The organism is Acidimicrobiia bacterium, from assembly GCA_035948415.1.
Taxonomy (GTDB): Bacteria; Actinomycetota; Acidimicrobiia; order IMCC26256; family PALSA-555; genus PALSA-555.
This window is the reverse complement of record DASZJD010000018.1, coordinates 1-17795: the sequence shown is the minus strand read 5'-3', so window position 1 is coordinate 17795 and position 17795 is coordinate 1. Positions and strand designations below refer to the sequence as shown.

The 17795-nt window shown below is 74.3% G+C and carries 17 protein-coding genes; 8 read left to right on the top strand and 9 right to left on the bottom strand.

From position 1 onward, the window contains the following. The 3 genes from VG869_02295 to VG869_02285 form a co-directional block, all read right to left on the bottom strand. A partial coding sequence (locus tag VG869_02295; GenBank protein HEV3450008.1) for an alcohol dehydrogenase catalytic domain-containing protein occupies positions 1–612 on the bottom strand: 612 nt, incomplete at its 3' end. Between the two features lie 21 nt (positions 613–633). Beyond that, positions 634–2103 carry an aldehyde dehydrogenase family protein gene (locus VG869_02290; GenBank protein HEV3450007.1) on the bottom strand — a complete coding sequence of 490 codons (1470 nt, stop codon included), beginning with the start codon at positions 2101–2103 and terminating at the stop codon, positions 634–636. Between the two features lie 90 nt (positions 2104–2193). Further along, complete coding sequence (locus VG869_02285; protein ID HEV3450006.1) at positions 2194–3924, bottom strand: amidohydrolase family protein; 1731 nt, start codon at positions 3922–3924, stop codon at positions 2194–2196. Positions 3925–4107: 183 nt separating this feature from the next. Here VG869_02285 and VG869_02280 point away from each other — a divergent pair, with 183 nt between their 5' ends. Then, positions 4108–4530: a cyclic nucleotide-binding domain-containing protein gene (locus VG869_02280; protein HEV3450005.1), complete on the top strand. Its 423-nt coding sequence runs from the start codon at positions 4108–4110 to the stop codon at positions 4528–4530. Positions 4531–4536: 6 nt separating this feature from the next. Here VG869_02280 and VG869_02275 read toward each other — a convergent pair whose 3' ends face one another. After that, the gene (locus tag VG869_02275) at positions 4537–6138 is read right to left on the bottom strand and encodes a FadD3 family acyl-CoA ligase (protein HEV3450004.1); all 1602 of its coding nucleotides are present in this window, start codon (positions 6136–6138) and stop codon (positions 4537–4539) included. Between the two features lie 80 nt (positions 6139–6218). On the opposite strand from VG869_02275, the gene VG869_02270 reads away from it, so the two are divergent. From VG869_02270 to VG869_02250, 5 genes are all read left to right on the top strand, one after another. Next, positions 6219–7163 carry an alpha/beta hydrolase gene (locus VG869_02270; protein ID HEV3450003.1) on the top strand — a complete coding sequence of 315 codons (945 nt, stop codon included), beginning with the start codon at positions 6219–6221 and terminating at the stop codon, positions 7161–7163. A 9-nt stretch (positions 7164–7172) separates the two neighbouring features. Further along, positions 7173–8126: a TIGR03619 family F420-dependent LLM class oxidoreductase gene (locus tag VG869_02265; GenBank protein ID HEV3450002.1), complete on the top strand. Its 954-nt coding sequence runs from the start codon at positions 7173–7175 to the stop codon at positions 8124–8126. A 78-nt stretch (positions 8127–8204) separates the two neighbouring features. Beyond that, entirely contained in the window at positions 8205–9407 is a 1203-nt protein-coding gene (locus VG869_02260) for an amidohydrolase family protein (protein ID HEV3450001.1), read from the top strand. Continuing rightward, positions 9404–10588 (top strand): M24 family metallopeptidase, encoded by a 1185-nt coding sequence (locus VG869_02255; GenBank protein HEV3450000.1) that lies wholly within the window; start codon positions 9404–9406, stop codon positions 10586–10588. The genes VG869_02260 and VG869_02255 overlap by 4 nt, the downstream gene beginning before the upstream one ends. After that, on the top strand, positions 10572–11498 hold the full coding sequence (locus VG869_02250) for an aminopeptidase P family N-terminal domain-containing protein (GenBank protein HEV3449999.1): 927 nt from the start codon (positions 10572–10574) through the stop codon (positions 11496–11498). The genes VG869_02255 and VG869_02250 overlap by 17 nt, the downstream gene beginning before the upstream one ends. On the opposite strand, the gene VG869_02245 is transcribed toward VG869_02250, so the two are convergent. From VG869_02245 to VG869_02230, 4 genes are read right to left on the bottom strand one after another with little or no spacing between them, the layout of a single operon-like run. Next, complete coding sequence (locus tag VG869_02245) at positions 11495–13588, bottom strand: acyl-CoA dehydrogenase family protein (GenBank protein HEV3449998.1); 2094 nt, start codon at positions 13586–13588, stop codon at positions 11495–11497. The genes VG869_02250 and VG869_02245 overlap by 4 nt on opposite strands. Next, positions 13585–14208, bottom strand: coding sequence for a hypothetical protein (locus VG869_02240; GenBank protein ID HEV3449997.1), 624 nt, complete (start codon positions 14206–14208; stop codon positions 13585–13587). Before VG869_02240 ends, VG869_02245 begins: the two co-directional genes overlap by 4 nt. Next, complete coding sequence (locus VG869_02235) at positions 14205–14534, bottom strand: hypothetical protein (protein ID HEV3449996.1); 330 nt, start codon at positions 14532–14534, stop codon at positions 14205–14207. The genes VG869_02240 and VG869_02235 overlap by 4 nt, the downstream gene beginning before the upstream one ends. Before the next feature lie 11 nt (positions 14535–14545). Then, positions 14546–15343, bottom strand: coding sequence for an SDR family oxidoreductase (locus VG869_02230; protein HEV3449995.1), 798 nt, complete (start codon positions 15341–15343; stop codon positions 14546–14548). Positions 15344–15470: 127 nt separating this feature from the next. Here VG869_02230 and VG869_02225 point away from each other — a divergent pair, with 127 nt between their 5' ends. Next, a complete protein-coding gene (locus VG869_02225; GenBank protein HEV3449994.1) occupies positions 15471–16256 on the top strand; it encodes an enoyl-CoA hydratase/isomerase family protein in 786 nt (261 codons plus the stop codon). A gap of 6 nt (positions 16257–16262) precedes the next feature. Beyond that, positions 16263–17063 (top strand): SDR family oxidoreductase, encoded by an 801-nt coding sequence (locus VG869_02220; protein HEV3449993.1) that lies wholly within the window; start codon positions 16263–16265, stop codon positions 17061–17063. Positions 17064–17073: 10 nt separating this feature from the next. Here VG869_02220 and VG869_02215 read toward each other — a convergent pair. After that, the coding region (locus tag VG869_02215) for an ABC transporter ATP-binding protein (protein HEV3449992.1) at positions 17074–17795 on the bottom strand (722 nt) is incomplete at its 5' end.

The following is a 17795-nucleotide window of genomic DNA, read 5'->3' as shown; positions in this document are numbered from 1 at the left end:
GGCGAAGATGCGGCGGGCGCCGCGCGCCCGCGCCGCCTGGATGACGTTGAGGCCGACGCCGCCGACGCCGAACACGGCGCAGGTGTCGCCCTGACCGAGGCGGGTGCGGTTCCAGACCGAGCCGATCCCGGTCAAGACGCCGCACCCGATGAGGCACGCGACCGACAGGTCGATGTCCTCGTCGATCTTCACGCACTGGATGCCGCTCACGACCGTGTGCTCGCTGAAGAACGACGCGGCGGCGAAGTTCCACGCCGCCTCGCCGCCGACCGTGAACGGCTGGCTGGCGTTGGCGATGCTCTTGCGGCACCAGGCCGGTCGGCCCGTGTTGCACCACTTGCAGGCGCCGCAGTAGGCGAGGGTGTGGAGCACGACGTGGTCGCCGGGCGCCACGTGCCGCACCGCCTCCCCGACCTCGGCCACGATGCCGGCGCCCTCGTGGCCGAGCACCGCGGGGCTGGGCCAGGGGATCGTGCCGTCGATGACGCTGAGGTCGCTGTGGCAGAGGCCGGCCGACACCACGCGCACCTTCACCTCGGTCGGGCCGGGGGCGCGCACCTCGACGTCGTCTCGGATCGCGGCCTTGCTCCCGTCGTAGACGAGGCCCTTCATGGCATCCCTTCCTGATCCGGTCTACCCCGGCCAGATCACGCTCTGGATCTCGGTGTAGGCGTACAGCCCGAACTCCCCGCCGTCACGGCCGATGCCGCTCATCTTGAAGCCGCCGAAGGGCGCCTCGTGGTTCCGCTGGGCGGTGTTGATGCCGACGTGCCCAGCCTCGAGCTGTTGGGCGATCTCGAAGGCGCGGCCCGTGTCCTCCGAGAACACGTAGTCGTAGAGGCCGTAGTCCGAGTCGTTGGCGATCGCGATCGCGTCGTCCTCGTCGTCGAAGGGGACCACGACGAGGACCGGCCCGAAGATCTCCTCGCGCACGACCTGCATGTCGTTCGTGCAGTCGGTGAGCAGCGTCGGCCCGACGTAGAAGCCTCGGTCCATCGCGGGACGGCGCCCGTCGACGAGCAGCTTGCCGCCCTCGTCGGCGCCGGTCTCGATGTAGCGCTCGACGCGGTCGCGGTGCTGCGCCGAGATCACCGGGCCGACGACCGTGTCCTCGCGCTCGGGTGGGCCGACGACGAGGTTCGGCGCCGCCGCCTGCAGCCCGGCGACGAGCCGGTCGTAGGCGCTGCGGTGGACGATCGCCCGGGTGGGCGCGGTGCAGATCTGGCCCGAGTGGAACCCCCAGACGCTGACGAGCGCGGTCACGGCCTTCGCGAGGTCGGCGTCCTCGCAGACGATGCACGCGCCCTTGCCGCCGAGCTCGAGCAGCAGCCGTTTCATGGTCGCGCCACCCGCTTCGTAGATGCGGGACCCGACGGCGGTGGACCCGGTGAACGAGATCATGTCGACGTTCTTCGACGCCACCAGCGCCTCCCCGCTGTCGGGGGAGGAGCCGGTCACGACGTTGACGACACCGGGCGGGAAGCCGACCTGCTGGCAGATATCGGCGAACTCGATGATCGCCAGCGGGTCCTGCGGCGCCGGCCTCATGACGATCGTGTTGCCGGTCGCCAGCGCGGGTCCGACCTTCCCGGCCATGTTCACGAGCGGGAAGTTGTACGGGGAGATGCAGGCGACGACACCGACGGGCTGGCGGAGCCCGAGGCCGCCGATGAGCCCCCCGGGGGCCAGCGGCGTCGACCCCATGACCGATGGCGGCAGCGGGATCGAGAGGTCCTCGAGGGCCCCTCGGGCGTAGCGCTCGAAGCGGGCGACCGCCTGAGGCACCTGGAGCGCCGACCCAACCTTCAGCGTGGCGCCCGTCTCCGCCATGATGAGCGGCAGCAGGTCGTCGTTGCGCGTCCGGATCTCGTCGGCGAGCGCGCGCAACAGACCGGCGCGCGTCTCCGGCGACGTGCGCTTCCAGGCGCCGAGCGCGTCGCGGGCCGCCTGGGCCGCCGCCTCCGCGTCGGCCGCGGTCGCCTCCGGTGCCGTGGCGATCACGGTCTCGGTGGCCGGGTTCACGACCTCGTACCCGCCCGCGGAGCCGGGGGTCCACTCACCGCCGATCAGCAGCTGGTAGTCCTTCGTCGCGCCCGCGGCCATGGGCTCCCTCACTCGCGCGTCAGCCCTTCGGAACGTACCACCGTCGGTCGCGTCGACCGGCGGGACGGTTGTGCGGCGCGTCGCCCTCGCTCACGACCCCGCCGGGACCAAAACCGTCGCGGTGTCCTGACCGGAATGCAGCACCGCCCCCGGCGTGTCGCCGGTGGTGCGCCCGTCGGCGACGATGGTGCGCCCGTTCACGAGGACGCGCTCGATGCCGACCGACTCCGCGAAGAGGCGGGTCGTGTTCCCCGGGAGGTCGTGGACCAGCGACGCGTCGCGCGCCCCGACGGTGGCGGGGTCGAAGAGCACGACGTCGGCGTGGGCGCCGGCCTCGAGCCGCCCCCGGTCGCGCAGGCCGAACAGCGCCGCCGGCGCCGAGGTGATGAGCTCGACGGCCCGCTCCAGGGGGACCAGCCGTCGACCTCGCAGGCAGTCGGCGAGGAACTGCGTCGTGTACGGCGCCCCGCACATACGGTCGAGGTGGGCGCCGGCGTCGGACCCGCCGATGAGCACGTCGTCGCGCTCCCAGGCCTGGCGGCGCAGCGACCACGAGCCGTCGTCGTCGTCGGTCGGCAGCGGCCACAGCACCGTGCGGAGCTCGTCGGCGAGGACCACGTCGAGGAGCACGTCGAAGGGGTCCCGCCCCTCCTCGCGCGCCAGCTCGGCCACCCGCTTGCCCTTCAGCCCCTCGTTCGCCGCCGAGAAGGTGTCCCCGAGCTGGTAGCGGCCCCAGTCGGTGAGGCGGGCGAAGACCCCGGCGTCGCGGGAACGGGCCCGCTCGTTGAGGTGCCGGCGCACCTGCGGGTCCCGGAGCTTCGCCATGCGCTCGGGCACGGGCAGGTTCATGACCGTCGACCAGTCCGGCAGCATGAACAGCGCGCAGTAGTTGCGGAAGCTCATGTTCATCTCGACGAGCACGGGCATCGTGAGGGCGACCGCGCGCCCGCCCGCCGCGGCCGCGTTCTCGTTGGCCGCCAGCTGGGAGCGGTAGCGCTCCGGCTCGTGCGCGTCGACGGTGAGCACGTTCCAGTTCAGAGGCCGGCGACCGGCGAGGGTCATCGCCGCCATGAGGTCGACCTCGTCGGGCCGGAAGCCACGGAGGCACCCGTCGGTGACGTACTCAAGAGTCGTGCCCTCGTGGTCGCGAACAGCGCCGCACAGCGCCAGCACCTCGTCGCGGCTGGCCCAGCGGGAGGCCACCGGCTCGCCGTCACCGTCGGAGTGGGTGAACGACAGCGTGGTCGAGAACCCGAGTCCACCGGCGTCGAGCGACTCGTGGAGGAGGCGCACCATCGCCGCGACCTGCTCGTCGCTGGCCTCGTTGCCAACCGCGTCCGGGCCCATGACGCGGCGACGGACGGCGCAGTGCCCGACCAGGAAGCCGACGTTGACGCCGACGCGCCCGTCGAGCCGACCGAGGTAGTCGGCGAAGCTCGACCAGTTCCAGGGGACGCCCTGCTCGAGCGCGGCGAGGGGCATCCCCTCCACCTTCGTCATCATCCGGCGCGTGTAGTCGGCGTCCGACTCGGCCAGGGGGGCCAGCGTGAAGCCGCAGTTCCCGGCCACGATCGTGGTGACGCCGTGCAGGCTCGACGACGAGGCCGTGGGATCCCAGAACAGCTGGGCGTCGTAGTGGGTGTGCGGGTCGACGAAGCCGGGAGCCGCCACGAGGCCGGCGGCGTCGACGGTCTCGGTCGCCGCGTCGTCGAGCCGGCCGACATCGACGACCCGTCCGTCGCGGATCCCGACGTCGGCGCGTCGGCCCGGGCTCCCGGTCCCGTCCACGACCGTGGCCCCCCGGATCAATACGTCCAGCATGGCGACCCCTCGATGAGAACAGGTTCTAGTTTCTCGCGCCGCGGCGGCGGGGGCAAGACGGCCGGGGCCGCGCGGCGCGGGGCTCCCTGCCGGGCCGTCGCCGAAGCGGCGCGCGGGGCGCCAAACCTAGACTCCGCGTCGCCGGGGGGCGCCCGCCGCGTCCGAGCGACAGGAGGGTGGCGCATGGAGCACGGCAAGACCGAGGAGTGGCTCCAGCGCGTGCCGCTGTTCCGCGGGCTGTCCAAGAAGCAGCTCCGGCTCGTGTCGAGCCTCGCCACGCGGCTCGACGAGCCCGCCGGGGCGGTCCTCACCAAGGAGGGACGGTCCGGCCACGAGTTCGTCATCGTGCTCGACGGCGAGATCGAGGTCCGCAAGGGCGACCGGGTGGTGGCCACGCGCGGGCCGGGCAGCTACGTCGGGGAGATCGCCCTGCTCGACAACCGTCCCCGCACCGCCACCGTGGTGGCCAAGACCCCGGTCGTCATCGAGGTGATCGGACGCCGGGAGTTCCGGGGCCTGCTCGCCGAGACCCCCGAGCTCGCCGACGAGATCATGGCCACGATGGCCCAGCGCCTCGCCGAGCTCGAGGAGCCGGTCGACGCCTGAGCGCGGTCAGCGCGCTCGCGCCCGCGCCCGCGCCCGCGCCCGCAGCTCGTACTTCAGGACCTTGCCGCTGGCGTTCAGCGGCAGCGCGTCCACGACCTCGATGTAGCGGGGCACCTTGTAGTTCGCCATGTGCTCCCGGGCCCAGGCGATCAGCTCGTCGGGCGCCACGGTCGCGTCGGGCCGCGCCACGACGAACGCCATCCCCACCTCCCCGAGCCGCTCGTCGGGCACGCCAACGACGGCCACCTGGGCCAGGGCCTCGTTGGCGAGCAGCAGGTTCTCGACCTCCGCGGGGTAGGTGTTGAAGCCGCCGACGATGTACATGTCCTTCTTGCGATCGGTGATCCGGACGTAGCCCCGATCGTTCATCACCCCGACGTCGCCGGTGTGCAGCCAGCCGTCGCGGTCGATGGTCGCCGCCGTCTCCTCCGGCTCCTCGAAGTAGCCCTGCATGACGTGGTAGCCCCGCACCACCACCTCGCCGGGCTGACCCGTCGGGACCTCCTCGCCGGCGTCGTCGACCACGCGCAGCTCGGTGTCGGGGATGGCACGACCGGACCAGTTGGCGATGGTGTCCGGATCGTCGTCGTGGCGGCACATCGCCGCCGTCCCCGTGGTCTCGGTGAGCCCGTAGCCGGTGATGATGGTCTCGAACGTCATCTCGTCGCGGAGGCGCTCGATCAGCTTCACCGGGACGGTGGCCGCGCCCGTGACGGTCAGGCGCAGCGACGACAGGTCGAACCGGCGTCGCTCCGGCTCGTCGAGGATCCCCTGCAGGAGCGTGGGCGGACCCGGCAGCACGGTGACGCCCTCCCGTTGGACGGCGTCGAGGACCTTCGGGACGTCGAAGACCTGGAAGGGCAGGATCGTGGCGCCCCGCAGGATGCACGACAGCCAGCCGGCCTTGTAGCCGAAGGTGTGGAAGAACGGGTTCACGATCAGGTAGCGGTCGCCCGCCCGGAGCCCGATCACGTCGGTCCAGGCCTCGTACACGCGCAGCGATTGGCCGTGGGTCACCACCGCGCCCTTCGGCCGGCCCGTGGTCCCGGACGTGAAGATGATGTCCGACGGGTCGCCGCTTCGGACGGCGCCGATGCGCTCGAGCGCGGCGGCCTCGGGGACCCGCTCCCCCGCCGCCAGGTACTCGTCGAACCCGGCGGCCTCGTCCGGCGTCTCGCCGCGCAGCACCACGATCCGCTCGAGCGCGGGCAGGTCGACGTCGGCCCCGCGCAGGAGGGCGACGTAGTCGGTGCCGAGGAACCCGGTGACGGTGAAGAGCAGGCGCGCCCTGGCCTTCCCGAGCACGAACCCGGCCTCGGCCCCCTTGAAGCGGGTGTTGAGCGGCACGAGGACGCCGCCGGCGCCGAGGATCCCGAGGGCGGCGGTGATCCACTCGTGGACGTTCGGGGCCCAGACCGACGCCCGGTCCCCGGGGCGTAGCCCCGTCGCCATCGCCGCGCGCGTCGACCGGACCGTGAGATCGCCGAGATCGGCGAAGCTGGCGCGCGTCGCGCCGTGGTCGTCGACGAGAGCCTCCCGGCCGGCGAAGTCCTCGGCCCGGGCGCGCACGAGACCGGGGATGCTCACCCACCGCTCGTCGGCTCGCACCGCACTCCCCTCGCCGGGCCGCGTCGCAGGCTACCGAGGCACCTGACGGGTCGTCAGCCCGGCGGTAGTGTGCCGCTGCGATGCCGATCGACCCGAGCGCCGCCGCCGTCATCGAGGTCCTCGAGCAGCACTTCCCCCGGGTCGAGCGGACGCGCTCGGCGGCGGAGGCCCGCGAGCTGGCCAAGCAGCTGCCGCGCCCGGCTGACGTCGAGCCGATCGCCGCGGTCGAGGACCGCCGCCTCCCGGGCCCCGACGGCGACATCGCGGTCCGGGTCTACCGGCCCGCCGCCGACGGCGGCCCGCGACCGGGCGTCGTGTACTTCCACGGTGGTGGCTTCGTGATCTGCGACCTCGACAGCCACGACGGCGCCTGCCGGCGCCTCGCCAACGCCATCGGCGCCGTCGTCGTGTCGGTCGACTACCGGCTGGCGCCCGAGCACCGCTGGCCGGCGGCGCCGGAGGACGCGTACGCGGCCACCCGCTGGGTGGCGGACCACGCCGCCGAGCTCGGGATCGACGACGCTCGGCTCGCGCTCGCCGGCGACAGCGCCGGCGGCAACCTCACCGCGGTGGTGGCGCTGATGGCGAGGGACCGGGGCGGTCCGCCCGTGGCCTTCCAGCTCCTCGTCTACCCGGTCATCGACCTGGGGGCGACGCGGGCGCAGTACCCGTCGCAGCGCGAGAACGCCGAGGGGTACTTCCTGACCGTGCCGCAGATGGAGTGGTTCCGCGAGCAGTACCTCGCCGACGACGCCGACGGCGAGCAGCCGTACGCGTCCCCGATCAAGGCGACGTCGCTGGCCGGCCTCCCGCCCGCGTGCATCGTCACCGCCGAGATGGACCCGTTGCGCGACGAGGGCGAGGCCTACGGCCGGGCCCTCCACGCCGCCGGCGTGCCGGTCACGATCCATCGCGCCCCGGGCATGTTCCACGGCTTCTTCAACATGGACGCAGTGCTCGACGGCTCGAAGGACGCGCAACGGGTCGCGTTCGAGGCCACGCACGCGGTGCTGCACCGGGCCTGAGGCCACGCCGTGACCACGATCGTCCCCGACGGGGAGCTGGTCTACGGCATGCAGCTCCAGGTGCAGGCGAAGAGCAAGACCTTCGCCGAGGACTGGGAGGCTGACGCCGGGGCCGCCGAGCTCGCCGCCATCGTCCGCAAGGCCGACGAGACCGGCTTCTTCTACGTGGCCGTCTGCGACCACCTGGCGGTCACGAAGCCGCTGGACGCCCACATGGGCTCCACCTGGTACGACACCGTGGCGACGCTCGGGTGGATCGCCGGCATCACCCGCCGGGTGCGGATCCTCTCGCACGTCTACGTGCTGAGCTACCGCCACCCGCTGCAGGCCGCGAAGTCGTTCATGACCCTCGATGAGCTGTCAGGCGGCCGGGCCATCCTCGGTGTCGGCGCCGGCCACCTCGAGGGCGAGTTCGCGCTGCTGGGCCTCGACTACGCCGGCCGGGGCGCCGTCACCGACGCCGCCATCGACGTGGTGCGGGAGGCGTTCACGCACGAGTACCCGGACGTGCGGACCCCGTACTGGGGCCACCTCCACGACGGCGCGATGGCCCCCCGGCCCCGGCAGGCGCGGCTGCCGATCTGGGTGGGCGGCTCGTCGAAGGCGGCGCTGCGGCGAGCGGCCGAGCGCGGCGACGGCTGGCTGCCTCAGGGCACGCCCCGCGCCGACATGCCGGCGCAGATCGCCTACCTCCTCGAGCACCGCCGGGAGACGCGCGGCGACGAGCCGATCGACCTCGGCACGATCACCGAGCTCCTCTACGTCGGCACGCCCGGGTGGGACGTCGGCGAGGCGACGCTCGCCGGCAGCCCGGACTCGATCGCGGCGCGCCTCAACGAGTTCGGGGCGATGGGCGTCGGCCATCTCCAGATCCGGTTCCGGAACCGCTCCCTCGACGAGCTCCTCGACCAGATGGACGCCTTCCACCGCGACGTCGCCCCGCACCTGACCCGGTCAAGCTGAGTGGGCCGGCCGCCGGGCGTCGCGGCGGCGTAACGTGACGGCGACTCCGCCCGCTCGTCCTCGCGACCCGGAGGCGCCATGCCGGCCGACCAGCTTGTGATCGACGCCGACGGCCACACCTACGAGCCCGACGACCTCTGGGTCGAGCGGATGGACGGGGGCCGGTGGGGGGACTGGATCCCGCGCAAGGTCGTCGAGGACGAGGTGTACGAGGTCTTCTACCTCGGCGGACGGGTCCGGGGCGGCGGCCGGGAGCTCCAGGACCGCATGGCCGCCGCGGTCGGCATGACGCCCCGCGAGTTCTTCGACCTGCTCCAGAGCCTGCGCGTGCCCGGCGGGCACGACCCGAAGGCCCGGGTGCGCGACATGGACGCCGACGGCATCGACGCCGCCGTCCTCTACCCGTCCCAGGCCCTCTTCTACGGCCCGTGCGACCCGATCGACGCCCTCCACGACGTGGAGTTCGTCACCGCCTGCATCCGCGCCTACAACGACTGGGTGTCGGAGTACTGCGCCGCGTTCCCGAACCGGCTCTTCGGCATCGGCGGCGTCCCGCTCCAGGACATCGACCGTGCCGTCGCCGAGGCGCAGCGGGCGGTCGGCGAGCTGGGCCTGCGCGGCGTGTTCGTCCGCCCCTCGGCGTACGTCGACGAGCTCCCGCTGAACCACTCGGTGTACGACCCGTTCTGGGCCGCGGTGCAGGAGCTGGACGTCCCGGTGGCGTTCCACCCTGGCGTCCACGTCGACACGCCGGGTGCGTGCCGGAAGTTCGGTCTCGTCGCCGAGGACGAGAACATGATGATCACGAACATGGCGATGGACGAGCTGCACGGCGGCTCCGGCCTCGGCCAGGCGGTCGGCAACACCGTCGACATGATCGTCACGCTCGGGCGGCTGCTCATGGGGGGCGTGTGCGAGCGCTTCCCGGGCCTGCGGCTGCTGTTCCTCGAGTCGGGTGGCGGCTGGATCCCGACCCAGCTCGAGCGCATGGACGAGCAGGTGCGGGCGTTCCCGCTCGAGCAGCGCTGGCTCTCGATGCTCCCGAGCGAGTACTTCCAGCGGCAGTGCTGGGCCGGGTTCGAGGCCGAGGAGTGGAACCTCGCCGCCTGCGCCGGGTTCCTCGGCGCCGACCGGATCCTGTGGGCCTCGGACTACCCCCACCCCGAGTACCACCCCGGCATCGTCGACGAGCTCCGCAAGGGTCTCGAGGGCCTCGACGTCGCCGCCCAGACGCGCATCCTCGGGCGCAACGCGGTCGACGCCTACCAGCTGCCCCTGTGATCGCCGCCGCGCCGGCCCCCGAGCGCCCGCTCGACCAGGCGCGCCTCGGCCGGGAGCGCCACGAACGGCTCGTCGAGAGCATGGCCGCCCACGGCCTCGACGTGCTGGTCCTGCTCGGGCAGGGCAGCGTCGGCTACGCCACCGGGGCGCGCATGCCGAGCACCGACCAGAGCGAGGCCCTGCACCGGCGCGCCGTCGCGGTCGTGACCGCCGACGGGTCGCCGCCGACGGTCTGGACGTGGGCGCCGGAGACCGTGCCGCCGCATCTCGGCGTCGACGTGCGGCCCGGCCTCAACCTCGAGTTCGACGACGGCGCCTGGCTGCTGGCGGGGTCGCTGCCGTCCGGGCGCCTCGCCGTCGACGACGCCACCGTGCCGCTGTGGCAGGCGCTGGCCGGCCGCGAGCCGCAGGACGCGGCGGCGGCGCTGACGGCGGCGAAGATCGCGAAGACCGCCGACGAGCTCGAGTGCATCCGCCGGGCCCAGGCGATCAACGAGGCCGCGATCGCCGACGTCGAGGACGCCGCCGCGCCGGGCGTCGCCGCCACCGAGCTCACCGGCCTCTTCCTCGCCCGGATCCTCGAGCTCGGGGCGTCCGGCAACACCGTCGACCCGGTCTGGCAGGTGATGCCGCCGACGATCGCGGCCGGCCCCTACTCGGCCACCGGCGACGTCGTCTTCCCGACCGTCACGACGACGCGGCGGTTCGCCGACGGCGACGTGGTCTTCGTCGACACGGGCATGCACTACGAGGGCTACCAGTCCGACTACGGCCACACCTGGGTGATCGGGTGGGAGCTCGACGGTCGCCACCGCGAGCACGCCCGCCGGTGGCTCGAGGTCGTCGACGCCGTGCTCGAGGTCACGAAGCCGGGAGCCACGGCCCGCGACCTCACCCGCGCCGCCGGGGAGGTGTACGGCCGCCGGCCCTGGCTGGCCCACCTCTACCTGGCGCACGGCACCGGGACCGAGAGCGCCGAGATGCCGTACGTCGGCACCGATCTCGGGGAGGACTTCGACGAGTCCCTCGTGCTGGCGCCGGGGATGGTGCTGGTCCTCGAGCCGGTGATCTGGGAGGACGGCCACGGCGGCTTCCGAGCCGAGGAGATCGTGGCCGTCACCGACAGCGGCGTCGAGCGGCTGTCGAACCTGCGCTACGACCGGTATGACGTCGGCCGCTGAGCATCGGGAGCGCACGCGCGCGGCCATGGCCGCCGCCGGCATCGACGTCCTCGTGCTCGGCCGCGAGGCCAACGCGCGGTACGTGTCGGGAGCCAACCGGCTCTGGCTGGCCGGCACCCGGCCGTTCGCGCCGTCGTGCGTGCTGGTCGGCGAGACCGGCGCCGTCCACCTGCTGAGCGTCACCGACGACGGGGTGCCGGTGGACGTGCGCCCGGCGAACCTGTACCCGATCTCGTGGAACCCGATGAACCTGGTCGCCGCCGCCGCGGTCGCCACCGCGGGCACGACGGTCCGCACGCTCGGCGTCGACGGGATGTCACCGCTGTTCGCGCAGCTGCTCGCCGCGGTCTACCCGGACGCCGAGCTGGCCGACGGGGAGGCGCTGCTCCGCGAGGTGCGGCGGACGAAGACCGCCGGGGACCTGGTCGCGATCCGGGCCGCCGTCGGCGTCGCCGAGGACGCCCTCGCCGCCGTCGCGGCCGCGGGGCCGACGATCGGGGCCGTCGGGCTGGCCGGGGCCTTCGTGGCGCGCATGGGCCAGCTCGGCGTGACGACCCCGGCGTTCCCGCCCGCCATCGACGTCGTCGAGGACCGGGTGTCGGCCCGGGTCGGCGTGCTGCGCAGCGGCTGGGCGGGCGTGCTGGCCCGCACCTGGCCCGACGACGGCGGGACGCGAGCCGCGGCCGCGGCCGGCGTCGCCGCGTGCCGGCACGGGGCGCGGGTCTCGGACGTGACGGCGGCCGGGGTGACGGTCGACGGCCTGGGGATGGGTCACGAGGCGCTGCGCGCCGACGACGTGCTCGGTCCGGGGATGGTGGTCTACGTCGAGGCTCGCGGTGACGGCGCCGTCTGGGGCGAGACCGTGGTCGTCACCGACGACGGGCCGGACGCCCTGACGACCTCGCCTTAGCGGCCCGCGCGGGGCAGGCCGAGGCCCCGCTCGGCGATGATCGTGCGCTGGATCTCGCTGGTCCCGGCCCGGATCGTCGTGACCTGGGCGTGTCGGTGCAGGAGCTCGACGGCGCCGTCGGCGGGCGCGCCCGGCGCCCCGTGCGCGAGCACCCCCTCGGCGCCGAGCGTGTCGAGCAGCGCCGCCGCGGCCCGCACGAGGGCCTCCGAGGACCACAGCTTGGCGACCGATCCCTCGACGATCGGGAGCTCGCCGCCGGCCGCGACCGCGGCCATGCGCTCGCTGAGCCGGCGCCCGGCCTCGAGGTCGATCCAGCCGCGCGCGACGCGGGCGCGGACCGTGGGGCGCTCGAGCGCGTCGGCCCGCCCGCGGGCCCAGCCCAGGAAGCAACGGAGCAGGCGGTCGAGCTCGCCGACCATCGTCGGGCGACGCTCGAACGCCAGCGCCACCCGCATCACGTCCCATCCCCCGTCGACGTCGCCCACTCGGCAGGCGTCGGGCACCCGGACATCGCTGTAGTACGTGATGTTCGTGCGCTCGCCGCTCAGCGTGCGCACCGGGGTGATCTCGATCCCCGGTCGGTCCATCGGCACGAGGAACATCGTCAGGCCGCGGTGCTTCGGGGCCTCGGGGTTCGTGCGGGTGAGCAGGAACACGTACGCGGCCTCGTGGGCGAGGGTCGTGAACATCTTCTGCCCGTTGATGACCCAGTCGTCCCCGTCACGCGTGGCGCGGGTCGTCGCGGCGGCGACGTCGGAGCCCGAGTCCGGCTCGCTGTAGCCGAGGCAGACGAGGATGTCGCCGGCCAGGAAGCTCGGGATGACCCGGCGCCGCTGCTCGTCGGTGCCGACGAGCGCGAGCGTGCGGGCCACGAGCTCGGTCGTGCCCCACCCGTCGGCCGGGGCGCCGGCGCGCTCGAGCTCCTCCCAGAGCGCCAGGACGTCGTGCTCGTCGCGGTCGGCGCCGCCCCACTCGACCGGCCACCCCGCGCCGAGGAGGCCGCGCCCGGCCAGGGCGCGGTGGAGGCCCCAGTCGTGGACGGTGCCGGTCGCGGCGACGCGCTCGAGGACGTCGTCGGTGCAGGCCTCGGCCAGCGCCGCCCGCACCTCGGCCCGGAAGCCGCAGGGGGGCGGGTCGAGGAGGGTCCAGTCGTCGGCGGCGAGCAGGTCGGCGAGGCGGGCGAGCTCGTCGGCGGGGTCGCCGATCGCCAGCGGCCAGGCGGTGGCGCGCCGGAAGTAGAGCTGGATGTCGTACTCGAGCATGAACCCGTAGCCACCGTGCACGTGCAGGCTCGTCCCGGCGGCGTCGCGTGCGGCCCGGGTGGCGGCGAGGAACGCCGCCGCCATTCGGCGCGCGTCGGGCCGGTCGGCGGCGTCGCCGACGAGCAGGTCGGCGGCGTCGACGGCGGCTCGGACGTCGGCCAGCCGGTGCTGGAGGGCCTGGAAGGAGCCGATGGGGACGCCGAACTGGCGGCGACCGCGCGCGTAGTCGACGCCGAGCTCGAGGGCGCGGCGGGCCAGGCCGACGAGCGCCGCCGCGGTGAGCAGCCGCCACTCGTCGACCGCGTCGGCGAAGCGGGTCGTGGCGTCGGCGCCGCGCGCGAGGACCACCCGGTCGTGGAGGGCCCACGTCGCCAGCGGCGCGCCGGCGAGGTTCACGGGGGCGTCGCCGACGCGCCCGTCGCGGGCCAGGACCAGCTCGTCGCCGTCGAGCGCGACGACGGCGTCGGCCACCGTGCCGGCGGGCACGAGCGGCGCGACCCCGTCGGCCGCCGGTTGCACCGCGAGGGTCCCGAGCGTCACGGGGTCGGCGGCGCGGTGCGGGAGGCGGGCGAGGAGACGGGCGGCGACGATCGCCTCGACGAGGGGGATCGGGGCCAGGGCCCGCCCGTGCTCCGCGGCCACCACGGCCAGGTCGGCCAGGCTGGCGCCGTCCATCTCGGGGACGCCGAGGGTGCGGGCCTGCGCCCACAGCGTGGGGTCGAACCCCGGTGGCTGCCGGGCGTCGGCGGCGCGCACTCGGTCCGGGGGCGCCTCCTTGGCGAAGAAGGCCCGGAAGGTGGAGCGGAGCTCGGCTTCGTGCTCGCTCACGGGGCGGGGTCGCACGGTCGCACGAGGAGCGACAGGGTGCCGGAGAAGTCGATGTACTCCCGGTTGTCGGACCGGACGATCGGCACGCTGTCGGGACCGGCGAAGTAGCGCTCGACGAGGGTGGCCTCGTCGGCGAACCACAGCTCCGAGATCCCTTCGGGGTCGAGGCCGGCGTCGCCCGCGGCCTCGACGACGTCGTGCTGCGCGTACCGGCAGACGGCCGGGTGATGGACGCGCGCGACGGCGACGTGCTCGCGGTAGTGCCGAGCGAACGCCCCCGGCCCGAGGTCGGCGCGGGCGCGCAGGAACGACACCTGCTTCACCTGCGGGCGCACGCCGCCGGCGGCGGTGTCGTCCCACGCCGGACGGGACCGGAAGCCGAAGCCGCCCCAGCGCTCGACGGCGGGCGCCAGGCCCGCCGGGAGGGCGAGCGGCACCGCGGCGGGGTCGTCGCACCAGAGCAGGGTGTGGAACGGGGGCGGGGTCCGGCCCTTCGACCCGGCGCGGTCGAGCGCGCGCTGGTCGGCGAGGACGGGCTCGGCGCGCCAGCCGTCCGGGAGGGTCGGCGGGGCCGTCGAGCGCCAGGCGACCACGAGCACCCGGCCGGTCGGCGCGGTCACGCCGACCACTCGAGGTGGGCGCGGATGGAGTGGGTGGCCTCGTCGAGCCACCCCTTGGCGCGCGCGTACTCGAGCATCCGCGCCAGGTCGTCGTCCCAGGTGGGCCCGACGCGGCCGGCCGCCAGCCGCCGCACCGCGTCGACGGTGATCCAGGCGTCGGCGCCGTCGAGCCGGCCGGCCGCGGCGTCGACGAGGGCGCCGAACACGCGGGCCTGCTCGGCCGGCCCGGACCGCCCGTGGACGGCGACGTGGAAGCGGCTCGTGTCCTCCGGCTCCTCGAGCGTCACGAGCGGCGGGTGGGGCTGCAGGTCGATGCGGACGAACACGGCCCGCCCGCTCAGCTGGCCATCGGGTACGGGAACTTGGCGGCCACGCCGCCGTCGACGACGATCGTCTGCCCCGACACGTAGGACGAGAGGTCGGAGCACAGGAACAGCAGCGCGGCGGCGATGTCGGCGGGCTGGGCCACGCGCCGCAGGGGCGTGTTGGCCTCGTTGCGGGCCCGCCCCTCCTCGCCGAGGACGGCGGACACGCGGGGCGTCCACACGACGCCGGGCGCGACGGCGTTGACGCGAACCCCGCTCGGGCCTAGCTCGACCGCGGCCGAGCGCACGAGCGCCATGAGCCCGGCCTTCGCCGCGCCGTAGGCGGCGTGGCGCGGGGCCGAGGTGAGCCCCGACACCGACGCCACGAAGGCCATCACGCCCCCCGCGCCGGCCGTGAGCCGGCGCCCGCCGAGCTGCACGGCGAGGTAGGCGTGGCGCAGGACGACGTCGAAGTGCCAGTCCCACTCCTCGTCGTCGACGTCGAGGAGCGTGGCGTAGCGAGCCATCCCGACGATGTCCACGACGCCGTCGAGGCCGCCGAGCGCGCCGGCCACCTCGTCGAAGACGCGCTCGGCGTCGGCCCGGCGCGTGGCGTCGCCGACCACCGCGTACCCGCCGACCTCGGCCGCGACCTCGCCGGCGCGGTCGGCGTCGACGTCCACGCAGACCACCCGGGCGCCCACGGAGGCCAGGGCGTGGACGGCCTGGCGGCCGATGCCCTGGCCGGCGCCGACGACGACGAAGCGTCGCCCGTCGAGGCGGAGCAGCTGCGGGTAGTCCGGGACCGGGCTGTCGTCAGCGGTCGTCATCAGGCCCTCTCGGTGCGTCGCGCGGCGCGGCCCGTCGGCCGCGACCGCGATGGTGACCGCGCCGGAGCCCGGCCCGCCACCTCCGACGCCGCGGCTCGCTCGCGACCCGATCGGTAGCCTCGCGCCGATGCCCGACCTCGAGACCCTGCGCGTCGAGCACACCGACGGCGTGACCACGATCACGCTGGATCGTCCGGGCCGGCTCAACGCCTTCGACGCCACCATGGCCCGGGAGCTGCACGGGGTCTGGCGCCAGCTCCGCTTCGCCGACGACGTGCGCGCGGTCGTGCTCACCGGCGCCGGCGACCGGGCCTTCTGCACCGGGATCGATCGCTCCGAGGTGGTCCCGCAGCCGACCGGGCCGTGGATGATGGACGACCCCGGCCTCGCCCTCGGGCCCAAGACCGCCGACTGCTGGAAGCCGGTCGTCGCGGCGGTGAACGGGATGGCCTGCGGCGGCGCCTTCTACATGCTCGGGGAGGTCGAGACCATCCTCGCCGCCGAGCACGCGACGTTCTTCGACCCCCACGTCAGCTACGGGATGACGGCCGCCTTCGAGCCGATCCTGATGGCGGCGCGCCTGCCCTTCGGGGAGATCATGCGGCTGACGCTGCTCGGCAACCACGAGCGCATGTCGGCCCGTCGGGCCCACCAGGTCGGGCTCGTCCAGGAGGTCGTGCCCGAGGACCAGCTGCTCCGGCGCGCCCACGCCGTGGCGGCCGAGATCGCGGCCGCGCCGCCGCTAGCCACGCAGGGAACCGTCCGCTCGATCTGGCTGGCGCGGGAGCTCGCGCGCACGCAGGCGCTCAGCCTGGCGAAGGTGTACATCGGCCTCGGCAGCGATCCCGAGTCGATCGCCGAGGGGCAGCGGCGCTTCGAGGCCGGGCCTCGCGTCCAGCCGACGGTCCGGTAGGCGGCGATGCCGTTCGGGCCCTCGGCGGTCGCGCTCGACGGGAAGGTGGCGCTCGTCACCGGCGCCGCGCGCGGCATCGGGGCGTCGACGGCGGTGACCCTGGCCCGGTTCGGTGCCGACGTGGCGGGCTGCGACCGGGACCCGATGACCGAGACGGCGGCGGCGGTCCAGGCCGCGGGGCGGCGGTTCGTCGGCGCCCAGCTCGACGTTCGCGACGGGGACGCGGTTCGGTCCTGGCTCGGTGCGGTCGAGGCGACCTACGGCCGCGTCGACGTCCTCGTGAACAACGCCGGCGGCGGCTTCTACGCGCCGTTCGCCGACGTGAGCGAGAAGGGCCAACGGTCGCTCGTCGACGAGAACTTCACCAGCGTCACGAACTTCGTGCGCGCCGCCTGGGACCTCCTGCCGGCGGGCGCGTCGATCGTGAACGTCACCTCGATCGAGGCGTCGCGCGCCGCGCCGGGCTTCGGCGTCTACGCCGCCATGAAGGCCGCGGTCGAGAGCCTGACGAGGACGCTGGCGCTCGAGCTCGCGCCCCGCCAGATCCGCGTGAACGCCGTCGCCCCGGACGCCATGCCCACGCCGGGGGACGCGGGCCTGGCCGACGCGGTGAGCCCCGACGGTCGCGAGGCCTACGGCCGGAAGGTCCCGCTCGGCTGGGGCCACGTCGACGACGGCGCCGGTGCCGTCGTCTACCTGGCCTCGGACCTCTCGCGCTGGGTCACCGGCACGGTGCTGCACGTCGACGGGGGCAGCCATGCCGCCGCCGGGTGGTCGCGCCGCGACGACGGCACCTACGAGCCGTGACGCTCGACGGCTACTCGGGGACCGCCCCGCCGAGGTAGGCGCGCTGGAGCGTCTCGCCAACCTCCCGGGGCGGGCCCGTGTACTGGATCCGGCCGTGGAGCATGATCGCGGCCACGTCGGCGACGCCGAGCACCTCGTGCGCGAACTGCTCGACGATGACGATCGCCACGTCCTCGGCGGCGATGCGGCCGACGACCTCGTACAGCTCCTCGACGATGAGCGGGGCCAGGCCCATCGACAGCTCGTCGAGCAGCAGGACGCGCGGCTCGGTGGCCATGGCCCGGGCCATGGACAGCATCTGCTGCTCGCCGCCCGACAGCGTCCCCGCCACCTGCTTGCGGCGGTCGCCGAGCCGCGGGAACCGCTGGAAGGCCCGCTCCTCGACGTCGCGCAGCGAGACGCCGGTGTACGTGATCATGCGCAGGTTCTCGAGCACGCTGAGGTTCGGGAAGATGCCGCGGCCCTCGGGGATCGTGCACAGCCCGGCTCGGGCCAGGCGGTCCGGGGACCAGCCGTTCACCCGCTGGCCGAACAGCGAGACCGTGCCGTCGAACGGGGGCAGCTGGCCGCTGATGACCTTCAGGGTGGTGCTCTTCCCGGCCCCGTTCGGGCCGAGCAGGGCGAACACCTTCCGGGGCTCGAGCCGCAGCGTGACGCCGTCGAGCACGGTGATCGTGCCGTACGCGGCGCGGACGTCGACGAGCTCGAGCGCGTACCGCGCCGTCGTGGTCG